Annotated in this window: 28 protein-coding genes; 1 reads left to right on the plus strand and 27 read right to left on the minus strand. The window is 62.1% G+C overall.

What is annotated here, in order from left to right:
• Positions 1 to 45: 45 nt before the first annotated feature.
• From gudD to E8F06_RS04825, 8 genes are all read right to left on the minus strand, one after another.
• Positions 46 to 1,392, minus strand: a complete 1,347-nt coding sequence (gudD, locus tag E8F06_RS04790) for a glucarate dehydratase (RefSeq protein ID WP_280364778.1) — start codon at positions 1,390 to 1,392, stop codon at positions 46 to 48.
• Between the two features lie 18 nt (positions 1,393 to 1,410).
• A complete protein-coding gene (locus tag E8F06_RS04795; protein WP_280364780.1) occupies positions 1,411 to 2,787 on the minus strand; it encodes an MFS transporter in 1,377 nt (458 codons plus the stop codon).
• 89 nt (positions 2,788 to 2,876) lie between these two features.
• Positions 2,877 to 4,148, minus strand: a complete 1,272-nt coding sequence (locus tag E8F06_RS04800; RefSeq protein ID WP_280364782.1) for a glucarate dehydratase family protein — start codon at positions 4,146 to 4,148, stop codon at positions 2,877 to 2,879.
• Between the two features lie 89 nt (positions 4,149 to 4,237).
• The gene (locus E8F06_RS04805) at positions 4,238 to 5,680 is read right to left on the minus strand and encodes an aldehyde dehydrogenase family protein (protein ID WP_280364784.1); all 1,443 of its coding nucleotides are present in this window, start codon (positions 5,678 to 5,680) and stop codon (positions 4,238 to 4,240) included.
• Between the two features lie 21 nt (positions 5,681 to 5,701).
• Positions 5,702 to 6,613 (minus strand): 5-dehydro-4-deoxyglucarate dehydratase, encoded by a 912-nt coding sequence (gene kdgD, locus E8F06_RS04810; RefSeq protein ID WP_280364787.1) that lies wholly within the window; start codon positions 6,611 to 6,613, stop codon positions 5,702 to 5,704.
• Between the two features lie 500 nt (positions 6,614 to 7,113).
• Positions 7,114 to 7,863: a FadR/GntR family transcriptional regulator gene (locus tag E8F06_RS04815; RefSeq protein WP_280364811.1), complete on the minus strand. Its 750-nt coding sequence runs from the start codon at positions 7,861 to 7,863 to the stop codon at positions 7,114 to 7,116.
• A 152-nt stretch (positions 7,864 to 8,015) separates the two neighbouring features.
• A complete protein-coding gene (locus E8F06_RS04820) occupies positions 8,016 to 8,501 on the minus strand; it encodes a single-stranded DNA-binding protein (protein WP_190826507.1) in 486 nt (161 codons plus the stop codon).
• Positions 8,502 to 8,510: 9 nt separating this feature from the next.
• A complete protein-coding gene (locus tag E8F06_RS04825) occupies positions 8,511 to 9,905 on the minus strand; it encodes an MFS transporter (protein WP_280364790.1) in 1,395 nt (464 codons plus the stop codon).
• Positions 9,906 to 10,112: 207 nt separating this feature from the next.
• On the opposite strand from E8F06_RS04825, the gene uvrA reads away from it, so the two are divergent.
• A complete protein-coding gene (gene uvrA / locus E8F06_RS04830; RefSeq protein WP_280364792.1) occupies positions 10,113 to 12,947 on the plus strand; it encodes an excinuclease ABC subunit UvrA in 2,835 nt (944 codons plus the stop codon).
• A 69-nt stretch (positions 12,948 to 13,016) separates the two neighbouring features.
• Here uvrA and E8F06_RS04835 read toward each other — a convergent pair whose 3' ends face one another.
• The 19 genes from E8F06_RS04835 to rpsQ all read right to left on the minus strand — a co-directional run bounded on the left by E8F06_RS04835 (position 13,017) and on the right by rpsQ (position 23,595).
• The gene (locus E8F06_RS04835; RefSeq protein WP_280364794.1) at positions 13,017 to 14,462 is read right to left on the minus strand and encodes a catalase; all 1,446 of its coding nucleotides are present in this window, start codon (positions 14,460 to 14,462) and stop codon (positions 13,017 to 13,019) included.
• 173 nt (positions 14,463 to 14,635) lie between these two features.
• Positions 14,636 to 15,025 carry a 50S ribosomal protein L17 gene (gene rplQ, locus E8F06_RS04840; protein WP_004419938.1) on the minus strand — a complete coding sequence of 130 codons (390 nt, stop codon included), beginning with the start codon at positions 15,023 to 15,025 and terminating at the stop codon, positions 14,636 to 14,638.
• A gap of 45 nt (positions 15,026 to 15,070) precedes the next feature.
• Entirely contained in the window at positions 15,071 to 16,072 is a 1,002-nt protein-coding gene (gene rpoA, locus E8F06_RS04845) for a DNA-directed RNA polymerase subunit alpha (protein WP_190826499.1), read from the minus strand.
• Between the two features lie 22 nt (positions 16,073 to 16,094).
• A complete protein-coding gene (gene rpsD / locus E8F06_RS04850; protein ID WP_151131580.1) occupies positions 16,095 to 16,715 on the minus strand; it encodes a 30S ribosomal protein S4 in 621 nt (206 codons plus the stop codon).
• Between the two features lie 16 nt (positions 16,716 to 16,731).
• On the minus strand, positions 16,732 to 17,121 hold the full coding sequence (gene rpsK, locus E8F06_RS04855) for a 30S ribosomal protein S11 (protein ID WP_039806105.1): 390 nt from the start codon (positions 17,119 to 17,121) through the stop codon (positions 16,732 to 16,734).
• Between the two features lie 30 nt (positions 17,122 to 17,151).
• Complete coding sequence (rpsM, locus tag E8F06_RS04860; protein ID WP_003448758.1) at positions 17,152 to 17,508, minus strand: 30S ribosomal protein S13; 357 nt, start codon at positions 17,506 to 17,508, stop codon at positions 17,152 to 17,154.
• A gap of 132 nt (positions 17,509 to 17,640) precedes the next feature.
• Positions 17,641 to 17,757 (minus strand): 50S ribosomal protein L36, encoded by a 117-nt coding sequence (gene rpmJ / locus E8F06_RS04865; protein ID WP_037025762.1) that lies wholly within the window; start codon positions 17,755 to 17,757, stop codon positions 17,641 to 17,643.
• Positions 17,758 to 17,787: 30 nt separating this feature from the next.
• The gene (gene secY, locus E8F06_RS04870; RefSeq protein WP_280364799.1) at positions 17,788 to 19,116 is read right to left on the minus strand and encodes a preprotein translocase subunit SecY; all 1,329 of its coding nucleotides are present in this window, start codon (positions 19,114 to 19,116) and stop codon (positions 17,788 to 17,790) included.
• Positions 19,117 to 19,551, minus strand: coding sequence for a 50S ribosomal protein L15 (gene rplO, locus E8F06_RS04875; RefSeq protein WP_280364802.1), 435 nt, complete (start codon positions 19,549 to 19,551; stop codon positions 19,117 to 19,119).
• 3 nt (positions 19,552 to 19,554) lie between these two features.
• Positions 19,555 to 19,731 (minus strand): 50S ribosomal protein L30, encoded by a 177-nt coding sequence (rpmD, locus tag E8F06_RS04880; RefSeq protein WP_036991154.1) that lies wholly within the window; start codon positions 19,729 to 19,731, stop codon positions 19,555 to 19,557.
• Between the two features lie 2 nt (positions 19,732 to 19,733).
• Positions 19,734 to 20,234 carry a 30S ribosomal protein S5 gene (gene rpsE / locus E8F06_RS04885; protein ID WP_003448746.1) on the minus strand — a complete coding sequence of 167 codons (501 nt, stop codon included), beginning with the start codon at positions 20,232 to 20,234 and terminating at the stop codon, positions 19,734 to 19,736.
• A gap of 3 nt (positions 20,235 to 20,237) precedes the next feature.
• Positions 20,238 to 20,588 (minus strand): 50S ribosomal protein L18, encoded by a 351-nt coding sequence (gene rplR / locus E8F06_RS04890; protein ID WP_044872684.1) that lies wholly within the window; start codon positions 20,586 to 20,588, stop codon positions 20,238 to 20,240.
• 10 nt (positions 20,589 to 20,598) lie between these two features.
• Entirely contained in the window at positions 20,599 to 21,132 is a 534-nt protein-coding gene (gene rplF, locus E8F06_RS04895) for a 50S ribosomal protein L6 (protein ID WP_028629281.1), read from the minus strand.
• A gap of 14 nt (positions 21,133 to 21,146) precedes the next feature.
• Complete coding sequence (gene rpsH, locus E8F06_RS04900) at positions 21,147 to 21,539, minus strand: 30S ribosomal protein S8 (protein ID WP_016490543.1); 393 nt, start codon at positions 21,537 to 21,539, stop codon at positions 21,147 to 21,149.
• A 192-nt stretch (positions 21,540 to 21,731) separates the two neighbouring features.
• A complete protein-coding gene (gene rpsN, locus E8F06_RS04905; protein WP_028629283.1) occupies positions 21,732 to 22,037 on the minus strand; it encodes a 30S ribosomal protein S14 in 306 nt (101 codons plus the stop codon).
• A gap of 13 nt (positions 22,038 to 22,050) precedes the next feature.
• A complete protein-coding gene (rplE, locus tag E8F06_RS04910; RefSeq protein ID WP_151131575.1) occupies positions 22,051 to 22,590 on the minus strand; it encodes a 50S ribosomal protein L5 in 540 nt (179 codons plus the stop codon).
• A gap of 20 nt (positions 22,591 to 22,610) precedes the next feature.
• Entirely contained in the window at positions 22,611 to 22,925 is a 315-nt protein-coding gene (gene rplX / locus E8F06_RS04915) for a 50S ribosomal protein L24 (protein ID WP_028629285.1), read from the minus strand.
• 12 nt (positions 22,926 to 22,937) lie between these two features.
• A complete protein-coding gene (gene rplN / locus E8F06_RS04920; RefSeq protein ID WP_003448734.1) occupies positions 22,938 to 23,306 on the minus strand; it encodes a 50S ribosomal protein L14 in 369 nt (122 codons plus the stop codon).
• Positions 23,307 to 23,328: 22 nt separating this feature from the next.
• Entirely contained in the window at positions 23,329 to 23,595 is a 267-nt protein-coding gene (rpsQ, locus tag E8F06_RS04925) for a 30S ribosomal protein S17 (RefSeq protein WP_003448733.1), read from the minus strand.
• Position 23,596 lies beyond the last annotated feature (1 nt).

Raw genomic sequence — 23,596 nt, forward strand, 5'->3', positions numbered from 1 at the left:
GATATCCACCCTACATTCGCGATTGAAATCGCTCCCACAGCCCGGCTAACGCACCAGGCAGGGACGCTTGTTGTTGAAGGTCCAGTTCGGCACCAGGTACTGCATGGCGATGGCGTCATCGCGCGCTCCAAGCCCCTTGGCCTTGTACAGCGCGTGAGCGCGGGCCAGCTCGTCCATATCCAGTTCGACACCCAGGCCCGGCTTTTGTGGCACCGCGACCTTGCCGCCCTTGATGCGCAGCGGCTCCTTGGTCAGGCGCTGGCCGTCCTGCCAGATCCAGTGGGTGTCGATGGCGGTGATCTTGCCCGGTGCCGCCGCGGCGACATGGGTGAACATGGCCAGGGAGATGTCGAAGTGGTTGTTGGAGTGCGAGCCCCAGGTCAGGCCCCAGTCGTTGCACATCTGCGCCACCCGCACCGAACCCTGCATGGTCCAGAAATGCGGGTCGGCCAACGGGATGTCCACCGACTGCAGGGAGATGGCGTGGCCCATCTGGCGCCAGTCGGTGGCGATCATGTTGGTGGCGGTGGGCAGGCCGGTGGCACGGCGGAACTCGGCCATCACTTCGCGGCCGGAATAGCCGTTCTCGGCGCCGCAGGGGTCCTCGGCGTAGGCCAACACATGGTGCTGGTCACGGCACAGGGCGATGGCTTCCTTCAGGGACCAGGCGCCGTTCGGGTCGAGGGTGATGCGCGCGTCGGGGAAGCGTTCGGCCAGTGCGGTCACGGCTTCAATTTCCTCTTCACCGCGCAGCACGCCGCCCTTGAGCTTGAAGTCGTTGAAGCCATAGCGGGCATGGGCGGCCTCGGCCAGGCGAACCACGGTCTCCGGGGTCAGCGCTTCTTCGTTGCGCAGGCGGAACCAGGCGTCGTCGGCATCGGCTTCGCTGCGGTAGTCGAGGTCGGTCTTGTTGCGGTCGCCGACGTAGAACAGGTAGCCGAGCATCTCCACTTCGTCGCGCTGCTGGCCTTCGCCGAGCAGGGCCGCTACCGGCACTTCCAGGTGCTGGCCGAGCAGGTCGAGCAGTGCGGACTCCAGCGCCGTGACGGCGTGGATGGCGATGCGCAGATCGAAGGTCTGCAGGCCACGGCCGCCGGAGTCGCGGTCGGCGAAGGCCTGGCGCACCTGGTTGAGCAGGCGCTGGTAGTTGCCGATGGATTGGCCCACCAGCAGGCTCCGGGCATCTTCGAGGGTCTGGCGGATGGCTTCGCCGCCGGGCACCTCACCGACGCCAACGTGGCCGGCGTTGTCCTTGAGGATCACCACGTTGCGGGTGAAATACGGACCGTGGGCGCCGCTGAGGTTGAGCAGCATGCTGTCCTGACCGGCCACCGGCACGACGGTGAGCTCGGTGATGCGCGGAGTGCTGCTGGGCAGTTGGTGCTGGGTCATCTTGCTGTCCTTCTCGGGTTAACGGACCGGGCTGGCGGCGGGGGCTTCGGAAGCAGCCGCCGTGGTGCCGGTTTCAGGCTTTACGCCCTTGAGTTCCACGCGCTTGATCTCGCCGACGATGAACAGGTAGCTGAAGGCGGCGAGGAAGGCGTTGATGCCAACGAACACCAGGGCCCACTTGAAGGAGCCGGTCGCGGCGATGATGTAGCCGATGACGATCGGGGTGGTGATGGACGACAGGTTGCCGCAGGTGTTGAAGATGCCACCGGCCAGGCCGGCGATCTGCTTGGGTGCGGTATCCGACATCACCGCCCAGCCGAGGGCGCCGATGCCCTTGCCGAAGAAGGCCAGGGCCATGAAGCCCACCACCATCCAGTCGGCGTCCACGTAGTTGCACAGGATCATGCTCATGGACAGCAGCATGCCGCCGACGATCGGGGTCTTGCGCGCCACGCTGAGGGAGTGGCCACGGCGCAGCAGCCAGTCGGAAATCACCCCGCCCAGTACGCCGCCGACGAAGCCGCAGATGGCCGGCAAGGAGGCGATGATGCCGGCCTTGAGGATGGTCATGCCGCGCTCCTGCACCAGGTAGACCGGGAACCAGGTGAGGAAGAAGTAGGTGAGCGCGTTGATGCAGAACTGGCCCAGGTAGATACCCGCCATCATGCGGTTGCTCACCAGCTGCTTGATGTGATCCCACTTCGGACCGTTGCCCGGCAGGCGACGGTTCTGGTCCATGTCCACCAGGGCGCCGTTGCTGGCGATATGGTCGATCTCGGCCTGGTTGATCAGCGGGTGTTCCTTGGGGTTGTAGATGAACTTCAGCCACACGCCGGAGAACAGGATGCCGATGGTGCCCATGACGATGAACACGTGTTCCCAGCCCAGGCTGTGGACGATCCAGCCCATCAGCGGGGCGAAGATCACGGTGGCGAAGTACTGGGCGGAGTTGAAGATGGCGGACGCGGTGCCACGCTCGGCGGTGGGGAACCAGGCGGCGACGATGCGCGCGTTGCCCGGGAAGGACGGCGCCTCGGCGAAGCCCACCAGGAAGCGCAACAGGAACAGGGTCGCCACCGACCAGGCGATCGGCACCACGTCGACGAAGCCCTGCAGGAGGGTGAACACCGACCAGGTGAAGATGCTGAAGGCGTAGACGCGCTTGGAGCCGAAGCGGTCCAGCAGCCAGCCGCCCGGGATCTGGCCGAGCACATAGGCCCAGCCGAAGGCGGAGAAGATGTAGCCGAGCATGACGGCGTCGATGCCAAGCTCTTTCTGGATGGCGGAGCCGGCGATGGAGATGGTGGCGCGGTCGGCGTAGTTGATCGTGGTCACCAGGAACAGCATGAGCAGGATCAGGTAACGCACACGGGATTGTTTGAGTACTTCGCCCATGGTTCTTCTCTCTGAATTGTTCTTGTCGAAGAGCCCGCGCGGGATGACCGCGCGAGTGTCATGTTGCATTCCGCAGGCAGCGGACGGGGTCAGAACCTCGGCTTCCTGATTTTCCAGGCCGGGTCGTACTTGCGCATCTGCCGTGCGTCGTCGCGACTTCGGATGTCGATGGACAGGTACTGCTCATGGAGTTTGGCCAGCTGGTCCTGGTCCAGTTCCACGCCCAGCCCCGGCGCACGGGTGATGCTCACGCAGCCATTGCGAATCGGCAGCTTGCCGCCCTTGATGACCTCCTCGTCCTCCTCCTGCCAGGGGTAGTGGGTGTCGCAGGCATAGGTGAGGTTGGGGACGGAGGCGGCCACATGGGCCATCGCCATCAGGCTGATGCCCAGGTGCGAGTTGGAGTGCATCGACAGGCCGAGGCCGAAGGTGTCGCACATCCGCGCCAGCGCCTGGGTGTCACGCAGGCCGCCCCAGTAGTGGTGGTCGGCGAGGACGATCTGCACGCTGTTCAGCGCCACGCTGCGGCGGAATTCCTCGAAGTCGGTGACCACCATGTTGGTGGCGAGCGGCATGCCGGTGCGCCGGTGCAGCTCGGCCATACCGTCTAGGCCGGGGGTGGGGTCCTCGTAGTACTCCAGGTCGTCGCCCAGCAGTTCGGCCATGCGCAAGGCGGTTTCCAGAGACCAGTTACCGTTGGGATCAATGCGCAGCGGATGGTTGGGGAAGGCCTTCTTCAGCGCCTTGATGCAGGCGACTTCGTGTTCCGGTTCCAGGGCGCCGGCCTTCAGCTTGATGCTCTGGAAGCCGTGGGCTTCGATCATGCGAGCGGCCTGGGCGACGATCTGCTCCGCGCTGAGGGCCTCGCCCCAGGAGTCCGGCGCGTAGGGCGCGTCGATGTGCTTGGCGTACTTGAAGAAGAGGTAGGCGCTGAAGGGCACTTCGGTGCGCACGGCACCGCCCAGCAGATCCACCAGAGGGATGTTCAGCGAGCGCGCCTGAAGGTCGAGGAAAGCGACCTCGAAGGCGGAATAGGCGTTGGCCACCTGCTTGCTGGGGTGCGAGCCCGGGGCAAGTTCGGCACCGGCTTCGGCCGGACCGAGGGCAGCGACGGTCTGGATGACGCGGGCACGCAGACCGTTCAGGTCGAAGGCGTCCAGCCCGACCAGGCTGTCCTGCATGGCCTGCAATACCGCGAGGACTGGCGCGTCGCCGTAGCTTTCGCCAAGGCCGATGTAGCCGTTGTCGCTCTCCACCTCGATGATCGAGCGCAGCGCGAAGGGCTCGTGGATACCGCTGGCATTGAGCAGCGGCGCATCGCGGAAGGCGATGGGGGTGACTCTGATTCGTTTGATCTTCACGACCAATTCCTACCTGTGCTTGTTGTTGTACCGGTAGTCCCTGTTGAAGCGCGGGGCAGGCCCTGCCCCGCGTTTTCCGATGCGTCGGATCAGCCTGCGATGTAGGTGGTCTTCACCGTGGTGTAGAACTCCTGGGCGTAGCGACCCTGCTCGCGAGGCCCGTAGGACGAACCTTTGCGGCCTCCGAACGGCACGTGGTAATCCACCCCGGCAGTGGGCAGGTTGACCATGACCATCCCGGCCTGGGCGTGGCGCTTGAAGTGGTTGGCGTACTTGAGCGAGGTGGTGGCGATACCGGCTGAAAGACCGAACTCGGTGTCATTGGCCAGCGCCAGCGCCTCTTCGTAGCCAGCTACGCGAATGACGTTGGCCACCGGGCCGAAGATTTCCTCACGGCTGATGCGCATGCCCGCCTCGCTGTCGGCGAACAGTGCCGGGGCGAGGAAGTAGCCATCGGTGTCGCAGCTCACGCGTTCACCACCGGCCACCAGGCGCGCACCTTCGTCGCGGCCGATGTCGATGTAGCGCAGGTCCTGCTCCAGTTGGGCCTGGGACACCACTGGGCCGATGTCGATGCCGGTACGCAGGGCGTGACCGACACGGATCGAACGCATGCGCTCGGCCATGGCCTCGACGAAGCGGTCGTGGATGCCGGCGGTGACGATCAGCCGGCTGCTGGCGGTGCAGCGCTGGCCGGTGGAGTAGAAGGCGCTCTGGACAGCGAGTTCGACGGCGGTCTTGAGGTCAGCGTCGTCGAGGATCACCTGCGGGTTCTTGCCGCCCATTTCCAGCTGCACCTTGGCGCCACGGGCGACGCAGGTGGCGGCGATGCTGCGGCCTACACCGACGGAGCCGGTGAAGCTGATGCCATCGACGCGAGCGTCATTGACCATGGCGTCGCCGACCACTCGGCCGCTGCCCATCACCAGGTTGAACACCCCGGCAGGGAAGCCGGCGCGGGAGATGATCTCGGCCAGGGCCCAGGCGCTGCCCGGCACCAGATCGGCCGGTTTGAACACCACGCAGTTGCCGTAGGCCAGCGCCGGCGCGATCTTCCAGGCCGGAATGGCGATGGGGAAGTTCCAGGGGGTGATCAGTCCAATCACGCCCAGGGGTTCACGGGTGACTTCCACCGACACGCCGGGGCGTACGGACGGCACGATCTCGCCGTTCAGGCGCAGGCATTCACCGGCGAAGAACTTGAAGATGTTGCCGGCGCGAGCCACCTCGCCGATGGCTTCGGGCAGGGTCTTGCCCTCTTCCCGGGCCAGCAGCGTGCCCAACTCCTCGCGGCGGGAGAGGATCTCGCTGCCCACCTTGTCGAGGGCGTCGGCGCGGGCCTGGATGCCGGAGACCGACCAGGCCGGAAAGGCCGCACGGGCGGCTTCGATGGCCTGGGCCACCTGGGCCGCGTCGGCCTGGGCGAATTCGCCCAGGCAGTCGGAGAGGTCGGAGGGGTTGATGTTGCGCGAGTAACCGCTGCCGGCCACCCACTCCCCGCCTATGTAGTTGTCGAAGCGTTTCTCAGTCACGAGCCTTCTCCTGGTTGCGGATCACTGCGCGCCCTGGGCGTCGATCAGCGCGGCGAGGCGCTCGTACTCGTCGGGCAGCAGGTCGGTCAGCGGAGCGCGAACGGGACCTGCGTCGTAACCGGCGATGCGCGCACCGGCCTTGACGATGCTCACGGCATAGCCAGCGCGGCGGTTACGGATGTCCAGGTACGGCAGGAAGAAGTCGTCGATCAGTTTGCCCACGGTTTCGTGGTCGTCAGCGGCGACGGCCTTGTAGAAGTCCATCGCGGTCTTCGGGATGAAGTTGAAAACGGCGGAGGAATAGACCGGAACGCCCAGGGCCTTGTAGGCCGCGGCATAGACTTCGGCGGTGGGCAGGCCGCCCAGGTAGCTGAAGCGGTCGCCGAGGCGGCGGCGGATGGAAACCATCAGCTCGATGTCGCCCAGGCCGTCCTTGTAGCCAATCAGGTTCGGGCAGCGCTCGGCCAGTTGCTCCAGCAGGGCCGGGGTCAGGCGGCAGACGTTGCGGTTGTAGACCACCACACCGATGTTCACCGACTTGCAGACTTGCTCGACGTGAGCGGCCACACCTTCCTGGCTGGCTTCGGTCAGGTAGTGCGGCAGCAGCAGCAAGCCCTTGGCGCCGAGGCGCTCGGCCTCCTGTGCGTACTGGATGGCCAGGCGGGTCGGGCCGCCGACGCCGGCGAGGATCGGGACGCTACCGGCGCAGGTGTCGACGGCAGTCTTGATGACGGAGGAGTACTCATCCGGCGCCAGGGAGAAGAATTCGCCGGTACCGCCCGCGGCAAAAAGCGCCGAGGCACCGTAGGGAGCCAGCCATTCCAGGCGACGGGCATAGCTTGCGGCGTTGAAGTTGCCGGCAGCGTCGAAGTCGGTAACGGGGAAGGACAGCAGCCCGGAGGAGAGGATGGACTTGAGTTCTTGTGGATTCATTATTCGAGCACCCTGCGAAGCGGTTTGAGTAAGACCGGGGTAAACCGGCCCGAGAGATACGTTATCGTACAACTAAAGATACTGCCAATCGCCGTTCATCCTCCTGTGCGCTCATCGCCCGCTATCTCGGTGTGACGCGCCCTACCCGCTTCCCTGCCGCACAAATGCTCTAAATCAAGGCATTAGCCCTTGAGCATGCCGGATACGGATGAATCGACGACTGCGCAGGTGGCCATCTGTGGCCAGGCCATTCGACCCTGCGGCAATCCAAATCAGTTGTACGACAACATATAACAGCAAATCTTGTAGGACAACTCCCCGACGGAAAAAAGTTGCGCCCTTTTCCCCGGGCGCACGACTGACTGCAGGGTGCGCTGTGCGCACCACCGCTGGATCAGCACCGGGCAACGTCCCACCACCGGTGCGCGCGGCGCACCAGACCTTCGACGTCCAAATAAAAAGGGCCGCTCGATGCGGCCCTTGCTCTGCGCGGAATGTCCTCAGCCCTGCCGGGCCTTCTCGGCTTCTTCGTGCGCCTGGCGCAGCCGCTCGCGACTGTTGGTCAGGTGCAGGCGCATGGCCGCGCGGGCCGCGTCGCTGTCCTGACGGGCGATGGCTTCGTAGATGTCCTCGTGTTCGCGACTCAGGCGAGCGAGGTAGTGCTCCCGGTCATCATGGGCGATACGCGCCGAATTGAGCCGCGTCCGCGGAATGATGCTGGTGCCCAGGTGGGTCATGATGTCGGTGAAATAGCGATTGCCCGTGGCCAGTGCAATCTGCAGGTGGAACTGGAAGTCCGAGGCCACCGCGTCGGTGCCATGGGCGGCCTTGAGGAAGGTGTCCAGGGCTTCGCGCATCGTCGCCAGTTGCTCCGGCGTACGACGCTGGGCGGCCAGCCCGGCGGACTCCACTTCCAGGCTGATGCGCAGTTCGAGGATGGCCATGACATCGCGCAGAGTGACGATGGTCGCCGGATCGATACGGAACCCCATGGGGCTAGGTGTATCCAGCACAAAGGTGCCGATGCCGTGGCGGGTCTCCACCAGTCCCGACGCCTGCAGCCGCGAGATAGCCTCGCGCACCACGGTGCGGCTGACTCCCTGGGCTTCCATGATGGCGGACTCGGTGGGCAGCTTTTCGCCCCGCTTGATCACGCCATTCTGAATCTGTTGGGAGAGCTCGTTCACCAACTCCTGCGCCAGGCTGCGATGCTTGCGGCGCGGGCGTGGCTGGGTGCTTGGGTTGTCTATCACGAAGGTCGGTTCCGGTGAAAACTGAGGGTCCATCATAGCCCAGCGAGTTGTACGATGACACTCATCTACCGTTCCCTCGCTCGGCTCCAGAAACGAAAAAGGCGCAGCCCGAGGGCTGCGCCTTTGTCTTTCCGCTTACGCGATTCGACTCAGAACGGGATGTCGTCGTCGAAGCTGTCGTAGTCCGGAGCCGGTTGAGCGGCGGGTTGCGGAGCCGGGCGCTGCTGCGGGGCGGACTGCTGCGGCTCACGCTGCGGGCGCGGAGCGCGCGGGGCGTCGCCTTCGCTGCCAGGACGGCCGCCGAGCAGCTGCATCTGGCCGTTGATGTCGACCACGATCTCGGTGGTGTAGCGCTTTACGCCGTCCTTTTCCCACTCACGGGTGCGCAGGGCACCTTCGACGTAGACTTGCGAGCCCTTGCGCAGGTATTCGCCGGCGATTTCGGCGAGACGGCCGAAGAACACCACGCGGTGCCATTCGGTACGCTCCTGCTGCTGGCCGGTCTGCTTGTCCTTCCAGGACTCGCTGGTGGCCAGGGTGATGTTGGTCACCGCGTTGCCGTTGGGCAGATAGCGGGTTTCCGGATCACCACCGACGTTACCAACCAGAATGACTTTGTTAACCCCACGGGCCATGACGTTCTCCTAGGCTTCAGCACATTCCGGGCCCGATTCGATCAGGCGCTCCAGGGATGTGCGGTCCAGTTTTTCAGAATCCACTTTGATATAGATGGCCGCCTCTTCGGCCACCACGACGGCATCCGCCACTCCGGGCAGTGCCAACAAACGCGCAACCAGGCCGCTATCGGCTACAGCGGCGGCGCCTAGCGGCAGGCGCAGGCTGGTTACGTACGGAGGTTCACGCATAGTAACAGCAATGGCCAACCAAATCGCACAGACCACCGCACAACCGACGAACACCGTCGACAGGCCGCCGTGCTGGAACAGCCAGCCGCCGAAAATGCCCCCTACAGCCGCTCCGAGGAACTGGCTGGTGGAGTACACGCCCATGGCGGTGCCCTTGCCGCCGGCCGGCGCCACCTTGCTGATCAGCGACGGCAGCGACGCCTCCAACAGGTTGAACGCGGTGAAGAAGACGATGGCGCCGAACACCAGCGCACGCAGACTGTCGCCGAACTGCCAGAAGAACAGCTCGCAGGCACAGAGCACGGCGACCGCACCGACCAGCACACGCTTCATCTGGCGCTTCTTTTCGCCGTAGATGATGAAGGGAACCATGCCGAAGAAACCCACCAGCAGCGCGGTGAGGTAAACCCACCAGTGCTCTTCCTTGGGCAGGCCGGCTTTCTCAACCAATGCCAGTGGCAGCGCGACGAAGCTGGCCATGAGGACGGCGTGCAGGGCGAGGATGCCGAAGTCCAGGCGCAGCAGGTCCGGGTGCCGGAGGGTGGGCAGCAGCGCCTGCCGCGCCACGCCGGACTCACGGTGCTGCAGCGGGTGGGCGGCACGCGGCACCATGGTGGCGATGATCACGATGCCGAACAGCGCCATGACGGCGGTGGCCCAGAACAGCCCGGACAGGCCGAAGGCACGGGTCAGCAGCGGCCCGACCACCATGGCAACGGCGAAGGACACGCCGATGCTCATGCCGATCATGGCCATCGCCTTGGTACGGTGCTGTTCGCGGGTGAGGTCGGACAGCAGGGCCATCACTGCGGCGGAAATGGCGCCGGCGCCCTGCAGCACGCGGCCAGCGATCACGCCCCAGATGGAGTCGGCATTGGCCGCCAGGGCTGCACCGGCAGCGAAGATCAGCAGGCCAATGTAGATCACCGGCAGACGGCCGATGCGGTCGGAAATGACGCCGAAGGGAATCTGCAGTACTGCCTGGGTCAGACCATAAGCGCCGATGGCCAGGCCGATCAGGGCCGGGGTGGCGCCGGCAAGGTCCTGGCCGTAGGTGGCCAGCACTGGCAATACCATGAACATGCCGAGCATGCGGAACGCAAACACCAGGGCCAGGCCGCTGGCTGCGCGCGTTTCGCTGCCGCTCATGCGTTCTGAGTGGGAATCGTGCATAGGTGCCTCGAGGGAAAGCGATCGGGAGCTGCGTCATGCGCCCCTGTCTGGCTGGCCACCCGTCCTGGGTGCCCGGCTGTCGCCGGTGCCTGAAAAATGCCGCGCATTCTAGCAGTCCCGGCGAATTGCGACACGCTTGTGACGCTTTGCCGCGTTCAAGCGGCGGGCCGTATAATCGCGGGTTTCCGCCCGCCAAGTGAGGCCGTTGTGGACAAGATCCTGATCCGTGGGGCACGTACCCATAACCTGAAGAACGTCGACCTCACCCTGCCCCGCGACAAGCTGATCGTGATCACCGGCCTGTCCGGTTCGGGCAAGTCGTCGCTGGCCTTCGATACCCTCTACGCCGAGGGCCAGCGCCGCTATGTGGAGTCCCTGTCGGCCTATGCCCGGCAGTTCCTGTCGATGATGGAAAAGCCCGATGTGGACACCATCGAAGGCCTGTCGCCGGCGATTTCCATCGAGCAGAAGTCCACCTCCCACAACCCGCGCTCCACCGTCGGCACCATCACCGAGATCTACGACTACCTGCGCCTGCTCTATGCCCGCGTCGGTACGCCGCGCTGCCCGGACCACGATGTGCCGCTGGAAGCCCAGACGGTCAGCCAAATGGTCGACCAGGTGCTCGCCCTGCCCGAAGGCCGCAAGCTGATGCTGCTGGCCCCGGTGGTTCGCGAGCGCAAGGGCGAACACCTGGCCGTGTTCGAGGAACTGCGCGCCCAGGGCTTCGTGCGTGCCCGCGTGAACGGCAAGCTGTACGAGCTGGATGAGCTGCCCAAGCTGGACAAGCAGAAGAAGCACTCCATCGACGTGGTGGTCGACCGCTTCAAGGTGCGTGGCGACCTGCAGCAGCGCCTAGCGGAATCCTTCGAAACGGCCATCAACCTGGCCGACGGCATCGCCCTGGTGGCGCCCATGGACGACGAGGAAGGCGACGAGATCATCTTCTCCGCGCGCTTCGCCTGCCCCCATTGCGGCCACTCCATCAGCGAGCTTGAGCCCAAGCTGTTCTCCTTCAACAACCCGGCTGGTGCCTGCCCCACCTGCGACGGCCTGGGCGTGAAGCAGTTCTTCGACGCCAAACGCCTGGTCAATGGCGAGCTGACCCTGGCCGAGGGCGCCATCCGCGGCTGGGACCGGCGCAACGTCTACTACTTCCAGATGCTCGGCTCCCTGGCCGCACATTACGGCTTCAGTCTGGAGAAGCCCTTCGACCAGCTCTCCGCCGAGCACCAGAAAGTGATCCTCTTCGGTAGCGGCCGCGAGGATGTCGACTTCCGCTACCTCAACGACCGCGGCGATATCGTCAAGCGCTCCCACCCGTTCGAGGGAATCATCCCGAACCTGGAACGCCGCTACCGCGAAACCGAATCGGCGACTGTGCGCGAAGAGCTGGCCAAGTTCCTCAGCACCCAGCCCTGCCCCGACTGCCGTGGCACGCGCCTGCGCCGCGAGGCACGCCATGTCTGGGTTGGCGACAAGACCCTGCCGGCGGTCACTAGCCTTCCGGTGGGCGAAGCGGCCGACTACTTCGGCGTCCTGAGCCTGACCGGCCGACGTGGCGAGATTGCCGAGAAGATCCTCAAGGAAATCCGCGAGCGCCTTCAGTTCCTGGTCAACGTGGGCCTCGACTACCTCACCCTGGATCGCAGCGCGGATACCCTCTCCGGCGGCGAGGCCCAGCGCATTCGCCTGGCCAGCCAGATCGGCGCCGGCCTCGTGGGGGTGATGTACATCCTCGATGAGCCCTCCATCGGCCTCCACCAGCGCGACAACGAGCGCCTGCTGGCCACCCTCACCCACCTGCGCAACTTGGGCAATACGGTGATCGTGGTCGAGCACGACGAGGATGCGATCCGCCTCGCCGACTATGTGGTGGACATCGGCCCAGGCGCCGGCGTGCACGGCGGCCAGATCGTCGCCGAGGGCACTCCGGATGAGGTCATGGCTCACCCGAACTCGCTGACCGGCAAGTACCTGTCCGGGCGGGTGAAGATCGAAGTGCCGGCCAACCGTACCCCCCGCGACAAGAAGAAGTCCCTCAAGCTCAAGGGCGCCAGCGGCAACAACCTGCAGCAGGTGAACCTGGAGATTCCGGTGGGCCTGCTGACCTGCGTGACCGGCGTATCCGGCTCGGGCAAGTCGACCCTGATCAACAACACCCTGTTCCCCATCACCGCCACCGCGCTGAATGGTGCCACCTCGCTGGAGGCTTCGTCCCACGATAGCTTCGATGGCCTGCAGCACCTGGACAAGGTGGTGGACATCGACCAGAGCCCCATCGGCCGGACGCCGCGTTCCAACCCGGCCACCTACACCGGCCTGTTCACGCCGATCCGCGAGCTGTTCGCCGGTGTGCCGGAGTCCCGTTCCCGTGGCTACGGCCCAGGGCGTTTCTCCTTCAACGTGAAGGGCGGCCGCTGCGAGGCCTGCCAGGGCGACGGTGTGATCAAGGTGGAGATGCACTTCCTGCCGGACATCTATGTTCCCTGCGACGTCTGCAAGGGCAAGCGCTACAACCGCGAAACCCTGGAAGTCCGCTACAAGGGCAAGAGCATCACCGAGGTGCTGGACATGACCATCGAGGACGCGCGCGAGTTCTTCGACGCCGTCCCGGCCATCGCCCGCAAGCTGCAGACGCTGATGGACGTCGGCCTGTCGTACATCAAGCTCGGGCAGAGTGCGACCACGCTATCCGGCGGCGAGGCGCAGCGGGTCAAGCTGTCCCGCGAGCTGTCCAAGCGCGATACCGGCAAGACGCTGTACATCCTCGACGAGCCCACCACCGGCCTGCACTTCGCGGATATCCAGCAACTGCTGGACGTGCTGCATCGCCTGCGTGACCACGGCAATACGGTCGTGGTCATCGAGCACAACCTGGACGTGATCAAGACCGCCGACTGGCTGGTGGACCTTGGGCCGGAAGGCGGTTCCAAGGGTGGCCAGATCATCGCCACCGGTACGCCGGAGGACGTCGCGGAAATGCCGCAATCCCACACCGGCCGCTTCCTCAAGCCGTTGCTGGAGCGCGATCGGGCCTGATCCAGGCGACGCGACGAAAAAAGGCCGGGCAGTAATGCCCGGCCTTTTTCATTCAGGGAGAGATACCGATCAGTTGCCGGCTGCCAGAGCCGCGCGAACTCCGTTGCCGTAGTCCGGGTGAACCTTGTCGAAGTGCGCCAGTTGGCGGTCGATGATGAACTGAGGCACGCCCGCCATGGACCCGGCGATATTCGCGAACAGCCGCTGCCGCTGTCCTTCATCGAACAACTGGAACAAAGCGCGCGGCTGGCTGTAATCGTCATTGCCATCGCGGTGGTCATAGCGATCGGCAGCGCCATCGATTGCCAATGCCGGCTCGGCATACTCCGTAGCCTGCGCCGGGCCACCAAACGAGTTTGGCTCGTAGTAGGCGTCCGGGTGCTGGCTGCCGGCGAAGAAACGCATCGCACCGTCCTTGTGATAGTGGTGGACAGGGCATTTCGGCGCGTTCACCGGCAGCGCCTCGTAATGGGTACCCAGGCGGTAGCGATGCGCATCGGCGTAGCTGAATACGCGAGCCTGGAGCATCTTGTCGGGCGAATGGCCAATGCCAGGCACGACGTTGGAGGGCGAGAAGGCAGCCTGTTCGATCTCGGCGAAGTAATTTTCCGCGTTGCGATTCAGCTCCAGGATGCCCACTTCGATCAGCGGGAACTCCCCATGGGGCCAGACCTTGGTCAGGTCGAACGGGTTATAGCGGGTGTTGCGGGCCTGCTCCTCAGTCATGATCTGGATGCAGAAGCGCCACTTCGGGAAATCGCCGTTCTCGATGCTGTAGAACAGGTCCTCCTGCGTGGTTTCACGACTCCGACCAACCACTTCAGCGGCCTCGTCGTTGGTCCAGTGCTTGTGGCCCTGCAGCGTCTTGAAGTGGAACTTGACCCAGAAGCGCTCGTTGGCTGCGTTGATGAAGCTGTAGGTGTGCGAACCGTACCCGTTGATATGGCGCACGTCGGTGGGCAGTCCGCGGTCCGACATCAGGATCGTCACCTGGTGCAGGCTTTCCGGAGACAGCGACCAGAAATCCCAGGCCGCGGTGCTGGAGCGCAGGTTGGTCTTCGGATGGCGCTTCTGGGTGTGAATGAAGTCGGGGAATTTGAGCGGGTCGCGGATGAAGAAAATGGGGGTGTTGTTGCCCACCACATCCCAGTTGCCTTGCTCGGTATAGAACTTCAGGGCGAAGCCGCGCACATCGCGCTCGGCATCGGCCGCTCCGAGCTCACCGGCGACGGTGGAGAAGCGCGCGAGCACCTGGGTCTTCTTGCCAACCTCGGAGAACACCGAAGCCTTGCTGTAGCGGGTAATGTCGTTCGTGATGGTCAACGTGCCGTAGGCGCCCCAGCCTTTGGCGTGCACAACGCGCTCCGGAATGCGCTCGCGGTTTTGGTGGGCCAGCTTCTCGATCAGGTGGTAGTCCTGAAGCAACAGCGGCCCGCGCGGCCCGGCACTGAGGGAATTCTGGTTATCCGCAACCGGATTACCGGCGGTCGTGGTGAGAATCGGCTTCTGGCTCATGCAACTTCTCCTTATGGGCTCTTTTGATTCCGGCGTGACCGGATGAGCAGGAGTATCGATTCAGCCAGAAATTGGCTCCAATTTATTAAGATCAACCAATCGATAGATATCAGCTAATTGAACAGGCATAAAAAAACCGGGCACAAGGCCCGGTTTTTCATGCAACGACCGACTTACTCGGCAGCAGCTTCGACTTCACCAGCGACCGGACGGTCAACCAGCTCGACGTAAGCCATGGGAGCGTTGTCGCCAGCGCGGAAACCGCACTTCAGGATGCGCAGGTAGCCGCCCTGACGGTTGGCGTAGCGCTTGCCCAGATCGTTGAACAGTTTGCCTACGGCAGCTTTCGAACGGGTACGGTCGAAAGCGAGACGACGGTTGGCAACGCTGTCTTCCTTGGCCAGGGTGATCAGCGGCTCGGCAACGCGGCGCAGTTCCTTGGCTTTCGGCAGGGTGGTTTTGATCAGTTCGTGCTCGAACAGCGACACCGCCATGTTCTGGAACATGGCCTTGCGGTGTGCGCTGGTGCGGCTGAGGTGACGGCCACTTTTACGATGACGCATGGTTCAATTCCTTACCAAACTTCTACGTTCGGTGATTACGGACGATCAGGCAGTCGCCTTGTCGTCCTTCTTGAGACTTGCCGGCGGCCAGTTGTCGAGGCGCATGCCGAGGGACAGACCACGGGAGGCCAGGACGTCCTTGATCTCGGTCAGGGACTTCTTGCCCAGGTTCGGAGTCTTCAACAGCTCTACTTCGGTGCGCTGAATCAGGTCACCGATGTAGTAGATGTTCTCCGCCTTCAGGCAGTTGGCCGAACGTACGGTCAGCTCGAGGTCATCAACCGGACGAAGCAGGATCGGATCGATCTCGTCTTCCTGCTCAACCACGACCGGCTCGCTGTCGCCCTTCAGGTCGACGAACGCAGCCAGTTGGTGTTGCAGGATGGTAGCGGCACGACGGATGGCCTCTTCAGGGTCCAGGGTGCCGTTGGTTTCCAGATCGATGACCAGCTTGTCCAGGTTGGTGCGCTGCTCCACACGGGCGTTTTCAACCACGTATGCAACACGGCGGACGGGACTGAACGAGGCGTCGAGCTGCAGACGACCGATGCTGCGGCTCTCGTCTTCGTCGCTCTGGCGCGCGTCGGCGGGCTCATAGCCACGGCCGCGGGACACCTTGAGCTTCATGTTCAGGACGCCGTTTTCCGCCAGGTTGGCGATCACGTGGTCGCCGTTGACGATTTCGACATCATGATCCAGCTGAATATCGGCAGCAGTGACCACGCCCGAGCCTTTCTTCGAAAGGTTCAGCGTTACTTCGTCACGGCCGTGCAGCTTGATAGCCAGGCCTTTGAGGTTCAGGAGGATCTCGATGACATCTTCCTGAACACCCTCGATGGCACTGTACTCATGGAGTACGCCGTCGATTTCGGCCTCGACTACTGCACAGCCAGGCATGGAGGACAACAGGATGCGACGCAGCGCGTTGCCCAGGGTATGGCCGAAACCACGCTCGAGAGGCTCGAGCGTGATCTTGGCGCGGGTCGGACTGACCACCTGCACATCAATGTGGCGGGGGGTCAGGAACTCATTTACCGAACTCTGCATGGATGCACCTATTTTCTAGCCCTTACTTGGAGTAGAGCTCGACAATCAGGTTTTCGTTGATGTCGGCGGACAGATCGCTGCGAGCCGGCACGCTCTTGAACACGCCGGACTTCTTGTCTGCGTCGACCTCGACCCACTCCACGCGGCCACGCTGGGCGCACAGTTCGAGGGCCTGGACGATACGCAGTTGGTTCTTCGACTTCTCGCGAACGGCAACCACGTCACCAGCTTTGACCTGGTAGGACGGAACGTTCACGGTCTGACCGTTCACGCTGATGGCCTTGTGGGAAACCAGCTGACGGGACTCGGAACGAGTAGCGCCGAAGCCCATGCGGTACACGACGTTGTCCAGGCGGCACTCGAGGAGTTGCAGCAGGTTTTCGCCGGTAGCGCCTTTGCGGGCAGCAGCTTCTTTGTAGTAGTTACCGAACTGACGCTCCAGAACACCGTAGATGCGGCGTACTTTCTGCTTTTCGCGCAGCTGGGTGCCGTAGTCGGAGAGACGGCCACGACGGGCGCCATGCTGACCAGGAGCGGATTCGATGTTGCACTTGGATTCGAGCGCGCGAGCACCACTCTTCAGGAAGAGGTCGGTACCTTCACGACGGGACAGTTTGCACTTGGGACCAATGTAACGAGCCATTTCTCACTGTCTCCTTTTACACGCGACGCTTCTTCGGCGGACGGCACCCGTTGTGCGGGATAGGCGTCACGTCGGTGATGCTGGCGATCTTATAGCCGCAGGCGTTCAGTGCACGCACAGCGGATTCGCGACCCGGACCCGGGCCCTTGACGTTCACGTCGAGGTTCTTCAGGCCGTATTCCAGAGCAGCCTGACCGGCGCGCTCGGCTGCAACCTGGGCAGCGAACGGGGTGCTCTTACGGGAGCCGCGGAAACCGGAACCACCGGAGGTCGCCCAGGACAGAGCGTTGCCCTGACGATCAGTGATGGTAACGATGGTATTGTTGAAAGAAGCGTGGATATGGGCGATCCCATCCACCACTGTCTTTTTGATTTTCTTACGAGGACGAGCAGCAGGCTTAGCCATGACTTAATTCCTGTCGATTCGCGGGCGCAATTACTTGCGGATCGGCTTACGCGGGCCCTTACGGGTACGCGCGTTGGTCTTGGTGCGCTGGCCATGAACAGGCAGACCGCGACGATGACGCAGACCGCGGTAGCAGCCCAGATCCATCAGACGCTTGATGTTCATGTTGATTTCGCGACGCAGGTCACCTTCAGTGGTGAGCTTCGCGACTTCGCCACGCAGCTGTTCGATCTGCTCGTCAGAGAGATCCTTGATCTTTGCCGCCGGGTTTACGCCGGTGACAGCGCAGATTTTCTGCGCAGTGGTGCGACCAACACCGTAGATGTAGGTCAGCGAGATAACAGTGTGCTTGTTATCTGGAATGTTGACGCCTGCAATACGGGCCATTCAGTGAAACTCCAGTTGACAGCTACCTACGCCCCGGAAGCCAAGAAAAGGGCGCGAGATATTAGCGCTGTAGAAACGAATAATCAACCCGGCAGCGCACTAGCTGCCGGGTTCATAACGCGTGAATCACACTCAGCCTTGGCGCTGCTTGTGACGCGGTTCCGCGCTGCAGATCACGCGAACGACACCGTCGCGACGAACGATCTTGCAGTTGCGGCACAGCTTTTTCACCGATGCACGAACTTTCATCAGTAACTCCTAGAACCTTACGGAACCGGGTCAGCGGAGCATGCCGCTGCCGTAGCCCTTCAGGTTGGCTTTCTTCATCAGGGATTCGTACTGGTGCGAAACGAGGTGGGATTGTACTTGGGCCATAAAGTCCATAACAACCACTACCACGATCAGCAACGAGGTCCCGCCAAGGTAGAACGGTACATTCGCTGCTACCACCAGGAACTGGGGCAGCAGGCAAACAGCCGTCATGTACAGAGCACCGAACATGGTCAAGCGGGTCAGTACGCCATCGATATAGCGCGCCGACTGCTCGCCCGGTCGGATACCCGGGATAAAGGCACCGGACTTCTTCAGGTTCTCCGCCACGTCTTTCGGATTGAACATCAGAGCTGTGTAGAAGAAGCAGAAGAATACGATCCCTGCACTAAACAGCAAAATGTTCAACGGCTGACCAGGAGCGATAGCCTGTGCGACGTCCTGCAGCCAGCCCATGCTTTCGGACTGACCGAACCAGGCGCCCAGAGAGGCCGGGAACAGCAGGATGCTGCTGGCGAAAATAGCCGGGATAACGCCGGCCATGTTCACCTTCAACGGCAGGTGGCTGGTCTGCGCAGCGAAGACCTTGCGGCCCTGCTGACGCTTGGCGTAGTGCACCGCGATGCGACGCTGACCACGCTCAATGAACACCACAAAACCGATGATCGCTACTGCCAACAACCCGATGGCGACCAGAGCGAAGATGTTGATATCGCCCTGACGTGCAGACTCGAAAGACTGCCCGATCGCCCTCGGCAGACCGGCCACGATGCCAGCAAAAATCAGCATCGAGATACCGTTGCCGACACCGCGCTCAGTGATCTGCTCGCCCAGCCACATCATGAACATCGCACCAGCCACGAAGGTGGTGACAGCCACGAAGTAGAAGCCGAAATCAGACGAGAAAGCGACGCCTTGACTGGCCAGACCAACGGACATGCCGATGGCCTGGACCAATGCCAGGGCTACAGTGCCGTAGCGGGTGTACTGGCTGATCTTGCGACGGCCAGCTTCACCTTCCTTCTTCAACTGCTCTAGCTGCGGACTGATCGCGGTCATGAGCTGCATGATGATCGACGCCGAGATGTACGGCATGATCCCCAGTGCAAAGATGCTCATCCGCTCCAGCGCGCCGCCAGAGAACATGTTGAACAGGCTAAGAATGGTCCCCTCGTTCTGCCGGAACAGCTCGGCCAGCCGGTCAGGGTTGATACCGGGCACTGGGATGTGCGCACCGATCCGGTAGACGATGATCGCCAGGAACAGGAAACGCAGTCGAGCCCAGAGCTCGGACAACCCGCCATTGCTGAGCGCGGAGAGAGCACCTTGCTTAGCCATTTAGTCCTCGAACTTACCGCCAGCTGCTTCGATAGCCGCACGCGCACCCTTGGTGGCGGCGATACCTTTCAGGGTGACCGCGCGAGTAACGTCGCCGGACAGCATGATTTTCACACGCTGTACGTTCTGGTTAATCACGTTGGCATCCTTCAGCGCCTGCAGAGTGATGACGTCGCCTTCGACCTTGGCCAGCTCGGAAGTACGCACTTCTGCGCGATCCATAGCCTTCAGGGAGACGAAGCCGAACTTCGGCAGACGACGGTGCAGCGGCTGCTGACCGCCTTCAAAGCCCGGAGCAATGGTGCCACCGGAGCGGGAGGTCTGACCTTTGTGACCACGGCCACCAGTCTTACCCAAACCGCTACCGATGCCACGGCCCGGACGGTGCTTTTCGCGACGGGCACCCGGCGCGGAACGCAGATCGTTCAGTTTCATGGATTAACCCTCGACACGCAGAAGGTAGTAAGCCTTGTTGATCATGCCGCGGTTTTCAGGAGTGTCCTGAACTTCTACGGTGTGACCAATGCGACGCAGGCCGAGACCTTTGACGCAAGCCTTGTGGTTAGCCAGACGGCCGTTAACGCTCTTGACCAGCGTCACTTTGACAGTTGCCATGATTAGAGAATCTCCTCGACGCTCTTACCACGCTTGGCCGCAACGGACTCAGGGGACTGCATGTTCTTCAGACCCTTGAAGGTGGCGTAAACCACGTTCACCGGATTGGTGGAACCGTAGCACTTGGCCAGAACGTTCTGCACACCGGCCACTTCCAGAACGGCACGCATGGCGCCGCCGGCGATGATACCGGTACCTTCGGAAGCCGGCTGCATGAACACCTTGGAGGCGCCATGGGCGGACTTGATCGGGTACTGCAGGGTGGTGCCATCCAGATCAACCTGGATCATGTTGCGGCGGGCAGCTTCCATCGCCTTCTGGATCGCAGCAGGCACTTCGCGGGACTTGCCACGACCGAAGCCAACACGACCTTTGCCATCACCAACCACAGTCAGTGCGGTGAAGGTGAAGATACGACCACCTTTTACGGTCTTGGCAACGCGGTTAACCTGAACCAGCTTCTCGATGTAGCCTTCGTCGCGCTTTTGCTCGTTATTTGCCATAACTTAGAACTCCAGCCCGCCTTCACGAGCAGCATCAGCCAGCGCCTTGACGCGGCCGTGGTACTTGAAGCCAGAACGATCGAATGCCACCTGAGTGACGCCAGCGGCCTTAGCACGCTCGGCAACCAGCTGACCAACCTTCTTGGCCGCGTCGACGTTGCCAGTGGCGCCGTCACGCAGTTCTTTGTCCAGGGTCGAGGCGCTGGCCAGGACCTTGGCGCCGTCGGCCGAAATGACCTGGGCGTAGATGTGCTGGGAAGAGCGGTACACGCAGAGGCGTACGGCTTCCAGCTCGCGCATTTTCAGGCGTGCCTTGCGAGCGCGACGCAGACGAGTTTCTTTCTTTACGCTCATTTGCTATGCCCTACTTCTTCTTAGCTTCTTTACGACGGACGACTTCGTCCGCGTAACGTACACCCTTGCCTTTGTAAGGCTCCGGCGGACGGAAGTCGCGGATCTCAGCGGCCACTTGACCAACCAGCTGCTTGTCGATGCCCTTGATCAGGATATCGGTCTGGCTGGGGGTTTCAGCGGTGATGCCTTGCGGCAGTTCGTAATCCACCGGATGCGAGAAGCCGAGAGCCAGGGACAGCGTTTGACCTTTGGCCTGAGCTTTGTAACCAACGCCGACCAGCTGGAGCTTGCGCTCGAAGCCCTGGCTGACGCCGATCACCATGTTATTAACCAGCGCACGGGTGGTACCGGCCATGGCGCGGTTCTGCTGATCACCGTTGCGAGCAGCGAAACGCAGCTCACCGGATTCTTCCAGAACTTCCACAGACGGATGCACTTTCAGTTCGAGAGCGCCTTTGGCACCCTTCACCGAGAGCTGCTGACCGGCGATCTTGACTTCTACGCCAGCGGGCAGCTTGACGGGGTTCTTAGCAACGCGAGACATGCTTTCAACCCCCCTTAGAACACAGTGCAAAGCACTTCGCCGCCAACACCAGCAGCGCGGGCAGCACGATCAGTCATCACACCTTTGTTGGTGGAAACGATCGATACGCCCAGACCGCCACGTACTTTCGGCAGCTGATCGACGGATTTGTACTGGCGCAGACCAGGACGGCTTACGCGCTTCAGCTCTTCGATTACCGGACGGCCTTCGAAGTACTTCAGCTCGATGGACAGCAGAGGCTTGATGTCGCTGCTGACTTGGTATCCCGTGATGTAACCCTCGTTCTTCAGAACGCTGGCTACTGCCACCTTCAGTTTGGAGGACGGCATGCTTACGACAGACTTTTCAGCCATCTGGGCATTACGGATACGAGTTAGCATGTCCGCTAACGGGTCCTGCATACTCATGGGCTAGATGCTCCTGATACAAAAAGAAATAGCCTTGCGGCTAGTGTCACACGCGAGCACTGGACGGATTTTGGCCAGACTCGGCGAGCCGGACATTCTAGAGATACTCCAGAAACGAATCAAGCCCCAAAGGGGGCTTGATTCAGATGACCTGGGCTGGGCCGACCGGAGGGTCGGCCTAACCGACGATCATTACCAGCTGGCTTTCACCAGGCCGGGTACATCACCGCGCATGGCAGCTTCACGCAGCTTGTTACGGCCTAGGCCGAACTTGCGGTAAACGCCGTGCGGACGACCGGTGATGCGGCAGCGGTTACGCAGGCGCGAGGCGCTGGCGTCACGCGGCTGCTTCTGCAGGGCTACCTGGGCTTCCCAACGAGCTTCCGGAGTGGAGTTCGGGTTGGCAATGGTAGCTTTCAGCTCAGCGCGCTTCTTAGCGTACTTAGCAACCGTCTGCTGACGCTTCAGCTCGCGGTTTTTCATGCTCTGTTTGGCCATATTCCTACTCCAATCAGTTGCGGAACGGGAAGTTGAAGGCGCGCAGCAGAGCACGACCTTCGTCATCCGTACGGGCGGTGGTGGTCAGGGTGATATCCAGACCGCGCAGCGCATCGATTTTGTCGTAATCGATTTCCGGGAAGATGATCTGCTCTTTCACACCCATGCTGTAGTTGCCACGACCGTCGAAGGACTTGGCATTCAGGCCGCGGAAGTCACGCACGCGCGGCAGGGAGATGGCCAGCAGACGATCCAGGAACTCGTACATGCGATCACGGCGCAGGGTGACCTTGACGCCGATCGGCCAACCTTCACGAACCTTGAAGCCTGCAATGGACTTGCGGGCGTAGGTCACGACGGCTTTCTGGCCAGTGATCTTTTCCAGGTCAGCTACAGCGTTTTCGATGATTTTCTTGTCACCGATCGCTTCGCCCAGACCCATGTTCAGGGTGATTTTGGTGATGCGCGGAACTTCCATCACGTTCGCAAGCTGAAGTTGTTCCTTCAGCTTCGGCGCGATTTCTTTCCGGTAAATCTCTTTCAGTCGTGCCATGGTTATCTACCTAGCAGTTCTCAAGCATCAACCGGTTTTTGGGTCGACTTGAAGACACGAATTTTCTTACCGTCTTCAACTTTGAAACCAACGCGATCAGCCTTGTTGGTTTCGCCATTGAAGATGGCCACGTTGGAGAGGTGCAGAGGCGCCTCTCGCTCGACGATACCGCCCTGGACACCGGCCATGGGGTTGGGCTTGGTGTGGCGCTTGATCAGGTTTACACCACTGACCAGCACACGGCTGTCAGCGAGAACCTTGAGCACCTTGCCACGCTTGCCCTTGTCCTTGCCGGCGATGACGATGATCTCGTCGTCACGACGAATCTTTTGCATGACGGCTTCTCCTTACAGCACTTCGGGGGCGAGCGAGACGATCTTCATGAACTTCTCGGAACGCAGTTCACGGGTCACGGGCCCGAAGATACGGGTGCCGATCGGCTCCTGCTTGTTGTTCAGCAGGACGGCGGCGTTGCCGTCGAAGCGGATGATCGAGCCGTCAGGGCGACGAACGCCGTGCTTGGTACGGACCACAACAGCGGTCATTACCTGGCCTTTCTTCACCTTGCCACGCGGAATCGCTTCTTTCACGGTCACTTTGATGATGTCGCCGATGCCGGCGTAGCGACGGTGCGAACCACCAAGGACCTTGATGCACATAACGCGACGAGCACCGCTGTTGTCAGCGACGTCGAGCATGGATTGAGTCTGAATCATATCTTTCTCCGACCCTTAGTCCTTAGACTTCCACGGCACGTTCGACGACTTCCACCAGGGACCAGGATTTGGTCTTGGCCAGCGGACGGGTCTCACGAATGGTGACCTTGTCGCCGATGCGGCACTGGTTGGTTTCGTCGTGGGCGTGCAGCTTGGTCGAACGCTTCACGTATTTACCGTAAATCGGGTGCTTTACGCGGCGCTCGATCAGAACGGTGATGGTCTTGTCCATCTTGTCGCTGACGACGCGGCCGGTCAGCGTGCGGACGGTTTTCTGAGCTTCAGCCATG

The organism is Pseudomonas sp. BN411, assembly GCF_029871235.1.
Lineage (GTDB): Bacteria > Pseudomonadota > Gammaproteobacteria > Pseudomonadales > Pseudomonadaceae > Metapseudomonas.

Bases quoted from the DNA above. Each gene is read 5' to 3' on its own strand.
- rpsD (WP_151131580.1), bottom strand. From the start codon at position 16,715: ATGGCTCGTTACATTGGTCCCAAGTGCAAACTGTCCCGTCGTGAAGGT.
- rplN (WP_003448734.1), bottom strand. From the start codon at position 23,306: ATGATTCAGACTCAATCCATGCTCGACGTCGCTGACAACAGCGGTGCT.
- rplQ (WP_004419938.1), bottom strand. From the start codon at position 15,025: ATGCGTCATCGTAAAAGTGGCCGTCACCTCAGCCGCACCAGCGCACAC.
- rplE (WP_151131575.1), bottom strand. From the start codon at position 22,590: ATGGCACGACTGAAAGAGATTTACCGGAAAGAAATCGCGCCGAAGCTG.
- rplR (WP_044872684.1), bottom strand. From the start codon at position 20,588: ATGAGCGTAAAGAAAGAAACTCGTCTGCGTCGCGCTCGCAAGGCACGC.
- E8F06_RS04825 (WP_280364790.1), bottom strand. From the start codon at position 9,905: ATGCACGATTCCCACTCAGAACGCATGAGCGGCAGCGAAACGCGCGCA.
- gudD (WP_280364778.1), bottom strand. From the start codon at position 1,392: ATGACCCAGCACCAACTGCCCAGCAGCACTCCGCGCATCACCGAGCTC.
- rpsK (WP_039806105.1), bottom strand. From the start codon at position 17,121: ATGGCTAAGCCTGCTGCTCGTCCTCGTAAGAAAATCAAAAAGACAGTG.
- rpmJ (WP_037025762.1), bottom strand. From the start codon at position 17,757: ATGAAAGTTCGTGCATCGGTGAAAAAGCTGTGCCGCAACTGCAAGATC.
- rpmD (WP_036991154.1), bottom strand. From the start codon at position 19,731: ATGGCAACTGTCAAAGTGACGCTGGTCAAGAGCGTTAACGGCCGTCTG.
- rpsE (WP_003448746.1), bottom strand. From the start codon at position 20,234: ATGGCAAATAACGAGCAAAAGCGCGACGAAGGCTACATCGAGAAGCTG.
- rplX (WP_028629285.1), bottom strand. From the start codon at position 22,925: ATGCAAAAGATTCGTCGTGACGACGAGATCATCGTCATCGCCGGCAAG.
- E8F06_RS04820 (WP_190826507.1), bottom strand. From the start codon at position 8,501: ATGGCCCGTGGGGTTAACAAAGTCATTCTGGTTGGTAACGTCGGTGGT.
- rpsQ (WP_003448733.1), bottom strand. From the start codon at position 23,595: ATGGCTGAAGCTCAGAAAACCGTCCGCACGCTGACCGGCCGCGTCGTC.
- rplO (WP_280364802.1), bottom strand. From the start codon at position 19,551: ATGAAACTGAACGATCTGCGTTCCGCGCCGGGTGCCCGTCGCGAAAAG.
- E8F06_RS04795 (WP_280364780.1), bottom strand. From the start codon at position 2,787: ATGGGCGAAGTACTCAAACAATCCCGTGTGCGTTACCTGATCCTGCTC.
- rpsN (WP_028629283.1), bottom strand. From the start codon at position 22,037: ATGGCCAAACAGAGCATGAAAAACCGCGAGCTGAAGCGTCAGCAGACG.
- rpsH (WP_016490543.1), bottom strand. From the start codon at position 21,539: ATGAGTATGCAGGACCCGTTAGCGGACATGCTAACTCGTATCCGTAAT.
- kdgD (WP_280364787.1), bottom strand. From the start codon at position 6,613: ATGAATCCACAAGAACTCAAGTCCATCCTCTCCTCCGGGCTGCTGTCC.
- rplF (WP_028629281.1), bottom strand. From the start codon at position 21,132: ATGTCTCGCGTTGCTAAGAACCCCGTCAAGCTGCCCGCTGGCGTAGAA.
- E8F06_RS04835 (WP_280364794.1), bottom strand. From the start codon at position 14,462: ATGAGCCAGAAGCCGATTCTCACCACGACCGCCGGTAATCCGGTTGCG.
- rpsM (WP_003448758.1), bottom strand. From the start codon at position 17,508: ATGGCCCGTATTGCAGGCGTCAACATTCCAGATAACAAGCACACTGTT.
- rpoA (WP_190826499.1), bottom strand. From the start codon at position 16,072: ATGCAGAGTTCGGTAAATGAGTTCCTGACCCCCCGCCACATTGATGTG.
- secY (WP_280364799.1), bottom strand. From the start codon at position 19,116: ATGGCTAAGCAAGGTGCTCTCTCCGCGCTCAGCAATGGCGGGTTGTCC.